This is a genomic window from Moorena sp. SIO1F2, assembly GCF_010672755.1.
GTDB lineage: Bacteria > Cyanobacteriota > Cyanobacteriia > Cyanobacteriales > Coleofasciculaceae > Moorena.
Window position 1 is genome coordinate 1 of sequence record NZ_JAAHFV010000374.1, and the last position, 6,068, is coordinate 6,068.

A 6,068-nucleotide genomic window follows, 5' to 3' on the forward strand; every position below is an offset into this window, starting at 1 on the left:
TGGCAGAATGGGGAAGAATTTAGCAGATTTTTCAGAGCCAGAAGCTGAGTAGGAAGCACGTTGCTCTGAGGAAATAATCTGATTAATTTGGTCAACTATATAATCTAGAGGAATGTATAAATTACCGTAGTTTTTACTTAAATCGTTAAGAACTTGCTCCAAGCCCCTAGAAAATACATCTTCTTTGGCTGTATCTTTGGCACGACAAGCCGCAATCCCATGAACTGCGATACCTGCTCCTCCTACTGATTGGTATTTCTGAACAACTTGTGTAGTAAATTTCGAGACATCACTTATTCCGACCCCAGAATAACAACTATCGATAATATACAGGATTTGTTCAATGTTAACTCCTTCGTTATTCAAAGGACGAACTAAATCTTCTGTTGGCAAGGATGTCTGAGGAAGTTGATTGTAATCAGTCTCTTCCATCAAAAGATAATGTCTATCTCCTTTAAGATCTTCACCATGACCGGAATAGTAAAAGATAACGCGATCGCTCTCACATCGTTCTTCATGCTGAAGCCAGTCTGAAAATTGTTTTATCAACTCATTTTTATTCGGATTTAAACGAAGATTCGTCAAGGCTTCTTCATATCCAAATTTATGAATAAATAAATCAACAACTCTCTGTAAGTCTGTCGGAACACTATCTAAGTTATCTACATCCTGATCGTTGTAGTTGCTTGTTCCACAAGCGATTAAATAATACCTGGGTTTTCCCGCCATATACCTCGTCTACTAATCAATCAAGCCCAACTTAATAGCTTCTCCTGTTTCAGATGCAGTAAAATAGTTACTAGCATTGTGAGCATCAGATCCATTATAAACAAGCTTATCTTCCACTAACCCGTCAAATAAAGGATTTAATTCTTTTTCTAAAGCAACAATATCTCCCGCATCCGCAATGTTGATCCACTGTTTGACACTTCCCGGCCAAGACCCCAAATTAGAGACCGGTGAGGGTTCCAGGCGATCAAAAATCAGCCCTCTTATCCCCAATGGGGAACCTAGAGTCACAAAAACCTCCACTGACCATTCTGGATGTTGGCATAGGGCTTCGTAACAGACAACTGACCCCAGAGAGTGACCAACCAATACACGGGTATCGTGGTCTATGGCTTTCACAATGCGATCGCGAATTTGCTGTCTTAACTCTGGATTATGTAAGTAACCCCCAACTTGCTTCAGAAAAGAAATCACGATCTTTTCAGCAACACCACCAAAAAACCTAGAACCACTTAAGGCATTTAAAGCCTTTTGAACAAGTCTGGGTGTTGCCTTTTCTCTGGATAGATCGGCAGGGCCTTTAATATCATCTTCTACTTTTGCTGCTTCTTCCCACCATTCCAGGAGGAGTTCCTTCTCCCAATCCGAGTCAATATCACTGGCGTCATAGTTAGGTATCCCCATTGCTGATTTTGACCGACCTCTGAACAGGTCTCCATAAAAGGCACAGCGAAATTCATGATCGGACTCTAATCTAGCTCCAACACGCTCCAAACCATCTTTGAGGGCTGGTAGCCACTTATCATAAATTGTATTACTACCTCTAAATTCTTGATTAATCCCATGAACACCCACAATCTTAGCCACACCATTACCTACCTATCTGTATAAGGATTTGCTCAAATCCTGTATTATAGCACTACCCATTCAGAGGTGCCGTGCCAAAGCTACCAACTCCTCCAGCAACGTTAGACACGTTGTTGTTATCGGCAAAGTTCTGAAAACTTACCCGATTGGTGTTGGGACGCAATCCACGCACCCACACCTTATAGCACTACCCATTAAGCTTAGGACATTCCTAAACTCAGCAAACCTAGTCCTAGCTTACTTTTGACTTCTGACGCAAGAACCTTGCTGACTTGCGCGTAGCGCTATACCAGTACATAACTTACGTGGTTAAGTTGATTTTGCCCCCCTAGCCTGCCAATTTTGGGGGGGAAATCAACGTAACCGCGTAAGTCCTGTTCATATTATCAATTTACATTATCAATCGTTAAATAAAAGAAAAGAAAAAACGTTAACCTTACCAAACATCGTAGACTAATTCAAAAGTGTGACTACCGAAGGCAGGATGGGGTTTTACGGGCTGCTGTCATGGGAATCTCATTCACTATGGAAAACGCACTTGAGAACCCCTGTGCAAAAGCTGTGGGGATTAAAGCAAGTTAGGGACTAAATCAGGTTAACGCATTGAACCCAAACTAGAATTATAACAGGTAATAATATACCAAATGATATAAATTTTACTCGTATTTTACTTAAACCAAGCAAATTGTTTAGACAATTTGGCTTGCTTTTGGGTTAGATAATTTTACAAACTACAATTGTGATTACTAGTTGTGATTACTAGTCATCTTTTGATGCCAGTAAGTCCAAATATTTATTATATACTTTTGATATACTTCTTATTTAATTCTTATAAAGTAGTTATAAAGCTCTCTCTATCTCACTAAGTGATTTCCATTAGTCCCATGACACTAACCCAGATTTTAGGGTTCTTGCTCATTTTTACCGTCTGTCCTATCTTAGGTGGACTACCTCTGATTGCCTGGATTACCTATGTACTGACAAGGCATAACCTAGCCCAGGTAGGTACTGGTAATATATCAGTTTCAGCCGCCTTTTACCACGGAGGAAATCTGGTTGGTGTCTTGGCAGTACTTTCAGAGGCAGCAAAAGGAATTGCAGCAGTCTTACTAGCTCGTCACTTCTTTCCCAGTGAATCAGCCTGGGAATTGATCGCTCTAATCATGTTGGTGTTAGGTCGTTACTGGATAGGCAAAGGTGCAGGGACGACCAATGTCACTTGGGGAGTATTATGGCATGACCCCATTCTCGCATTGCTAGTATTTTTGATTGGAGGGATTAGCTTTACCATTTTCCGCAATCCCAAACATGGCAAACGGGTGATTTTAGTATTGTTTCCCGTGATTCTGGCTTTATTGCATCCCCAGGATTACTCCAGAATTGTAATTGCCACCAGCTTGAGTCTATTATTAGCTTGGATTTATCAAAAAATTCCCGATGACTTAGACCTTCCCAGTGGGGAAGCTCAAGCAGAATCAAAGAAAGTGTTTCATTTTTTCCAAGGCGATAGTGCCGTAATTTCTCTGGACACCAAACTAGACCCTAAAAAAGTTGGGCAAAAAGCTGCCACCCTATCCCAGCTGAAGCGTTCTGGTTACTCAGTACCTGTCGGCTGGGTACTACCTCCAGGGGATGATCCAGAACCTTTGCTCAAATACCTACCCGTTTCTGAATCTGAACCCCTGGTTGTGCGTTCTTCCGCAGTAGGAGAAGATTCAGCCCAGGCTTCAGCAGCAGGGCAGTATCAAAGCATCTTGCAGGTGACCAGCTCAGCCGCACTACTCGATGCCATTAATCGAGTTTTAGAGTCTTATCGTAATCCAGTAGCTGCACAATACCGTCGCGATCAGCAACTGCCAGATACAGCTATGGCTGTGCTAATTCAAAAACAAGTCAAGGGGGTTTTTTCTGGGGTTGCTTTCAGTCGTGACCCTATTTCCCAACAGGGAGAAGCTGTAGTGGTCGAAGCCCTACCTGGATATGCTACACAAGTTGTATCGGGTAAAGTAACACCAGAGCAGTACCAAGTTTATTTCCAGAAGTCAGGGAAGCAAGAGGATTCAGCAGAAACTTTGCCCTCCTCACGGATTGAGGGCAGTGGTGATGTCCCTCCAGCTTTAATCAAACAAGTGGCGCTTTTGGCACGTCGGTTAGAAAACTATTACCAGGGTCTTCCCCAAGATATTGAGTGGAGTTATGACGGTCAAACCCTTTGGTTACTGCAAGCACGACCTATAACTACTCTACAACCAACCTGGACTCGTAAAATTGCTGCGGAAGTAATTCCAGGAGTAATCCGAACCCTAACTTGGTCGATTAATCGTCCCCTAACCTGCGGTGTTTGGGGAGAGATTTTTACCATAGTGCTGGGGAAGCGAGCTAAAGGAATGGATTTCAAGGAAACTGCCACCCTGCACTATTCCCATGCTTACTTCAATGTAACTCTGTTGGGGAAAATTTTTCGGCGTATGGGTCTACCCCCAGAAAGTCTGGAATTTCTGACTAGGGGAGCTAAGTTTTCCAAACCACCGATAAATACCACTATAAAAAACCTACCTGGTTTACTACGATTGCTCGGTCGGGAATGGCGTTTAGACCAAGACTTTGAAGCGGATTACCAAACCCACTTTCTGCCGCTATTGAATCAGCTTTCAGCAAGAACCCAGTCGGAATTATCTCCAGTACAACTCCTAGAACGCATCGACAGTATTCTGAAGGTGTTGAAACGAGCCACCTACTATAGTATTCTTGCTCCCCTTAGTATGTCCTTGCGGCAGGCAGTACTCAAGATTGATGACAAAGAACTAGATAACAGCAAAACTCCAGAGGTCGATAGTATGCGAGCCTTGGCTAAGATCGCAGCAGATGCTCGCCATTTATTAAGCCACGAACAGATTATCTATGACAGTGGAGCCTCTCTGTTTGCCACCCTAGTAGAAATCCCAGATGGTTCTAGCATTTTAGAGCAGTTTGACCGCTTTCTTGAGGGCTATGGTTACCTTAGCGAAGTGGCAACCGATGTAGCAATTCCCCGCTGGCAAGAAGACCCCCGATCGGTCAGGAAGCTGTTCGCTGAGTTTCTAGCTCATCCACTCCCCCAATCTCCAAAACCTAGAGGGCAAAACTGGAAAGCTGAAGTGGTACAAGCACGGCTGAATCTCAAAGGTCGAGTGACCCAAGTCTACTCTAAGCTGATGGCTCACCTACGCTGGAGCTTCTTGGCTCTAGAGGCACGCTGGCTGCTGTCAGGTTTACTAGTTGAACCAGGGGACATTTTTTTCTTGGAGTTACCCGAAATTCGCTCTCTAGTAGGTAGTGATAACCAGGAACTCAGACAACAGCTTCCAGAAATTGTGCAACAACGGCGCACTAAATTTGAACAGGATGCTCAGCTGACTACGGTACCTTTCCTGGTTTATGGCAATAATCCTCCCTTACCCGCTGACCCCAAATCTTTAGCTGGGTCTGAGCAACGACTGCTACAAGGCATTGGTGCCAGTTCTGGACAAGTAGAGGGTTTGGTAAAAGTAGTGAAAAGCTTGCAAAGTGATATCACTATTGACCAACAAACCATTGTGGTTGTACCATACACCGATTCCGGTTGGGCACCATTACTCGCTCGTGCTGGTGGCTTAATTTCTGAAGTAGGGGGACGTCTGTCCCACGGTGCCATTGTAGCCCGAGAGTATGGTATCCCAGCCGTAATGGATATTAATCATGCTACTGATATATTACGAGATGGTCAACGGGTCAGGATTGATGGTCAGTTGGGGACAGTTGAGGTATTGGACTAGTATAGTAAAGGGAACAGGGAATAGGGAATAGGGAGTAGGGAGTAGGGAGTAGGGAATATGGCATCAAAAATTATCACAATTCATTGAGGATTTCTATACTGCTTTGCCCAATTCAAAATTCAAAATTCAAAAAATTATAGTCATTTACCGATAAATGAATTATAAAAATTCGGCTCTACCGAACTTGCTATGTAAAACTTTTAAAAAATAATTAGTCTAATCCTTATGCGGTAATAGTTTTAGTTTCTGATAGAATGATTTTTTATATAGCACTACGCATTCAGATGTTTGACATTCCTAAACTCCGAAACTTAGTCATAGCTTACTTTTGACTTCTGACGCAAGAACCTTGCTGACTTGCGCGTAGCGCTATAAATAGACTTCCCAATCAGATTTAGTGGTAAATAAGCGCGTATTTATGCATACTAGGTTCGGTATAGCCAAAAATTATAAACAAACAAAATACAGTTTACTTATTACAGCAATTTTAAATTGGGGTTCTTTAGTACCTTGTTTAAAACCCCTGTATACACCATATCTTTGAAGTCAAAAACTAACTCCAAATAATAAAACTAAAAGTGTATTTCCTGCGAAGTTTGTGTGCGGGTTTGTCCGATTAACTTGCCAGTGGTAGATTACGAGTTTGATAAAGCTACTAAGAAAAAAAATCTCAAGCAC

Annotated in this window: 3 protein-coding genes and 1 pseudogene; 2 read left to right on the top strand and 2 right to left on the bottom strand. The window is 42.5% G+C overall.

What is annotated here, in order from left to right; genetic code table 11:
• Together F6J94_RS28570 and F6J94_RS28575 are read right to left on the bottom strand one after the other, a co-directional pair.
• Positions 1–729 (bottom strand): caspase family protein (locus tag F6J94_RS28570; RefSeq protein WP_293046625.1); only part of this gene is annotated, 729 nt, incomplete at its 3' end.
• Positions 730–741: 12 nt separating this feature from the next.
• Positions 742–1,596 (bottom strand): hypothetical protein, encoded by an 855-nt coding sequence (locus F6J94_RS28575; RefSeq protein ID WP_293046627.1) that lies wholly within the window; start codon positions 1,594–1,596, stop codon positions 742–744.
• A gap of 884 nt (positions 1,597–2,480) precedes the next feature.
• Between F6J94_RS28575 and F6J94_RS28580 the strand changes: the two genes are divergently transcribed.
• Together F6J94_RS28580 and F6J94_RS28585 are read left to right on the top strand one after the other, a co-directional pair.
• Positions 2,481–5,390 (top strand): glycerol-3-phosphate acyltransferase, encoded by a 2,910-nt coding sequence (locus F6J94_RS28580; protein ID WP_293046630.1) that lies wholly within the window; start codon positions 2,481–2,483, stop codon positions 5,388–5,390.
• A 576-nt stretch (positions 5,391–5,966) separates the two neighbouring features.
• A pseudogene (locus F6J94_RS28585) lies at positions 5,967–6,068 on the top strand (NAD(P)H-quinone oxidoreductase subunit I); the annotation flags it as partial.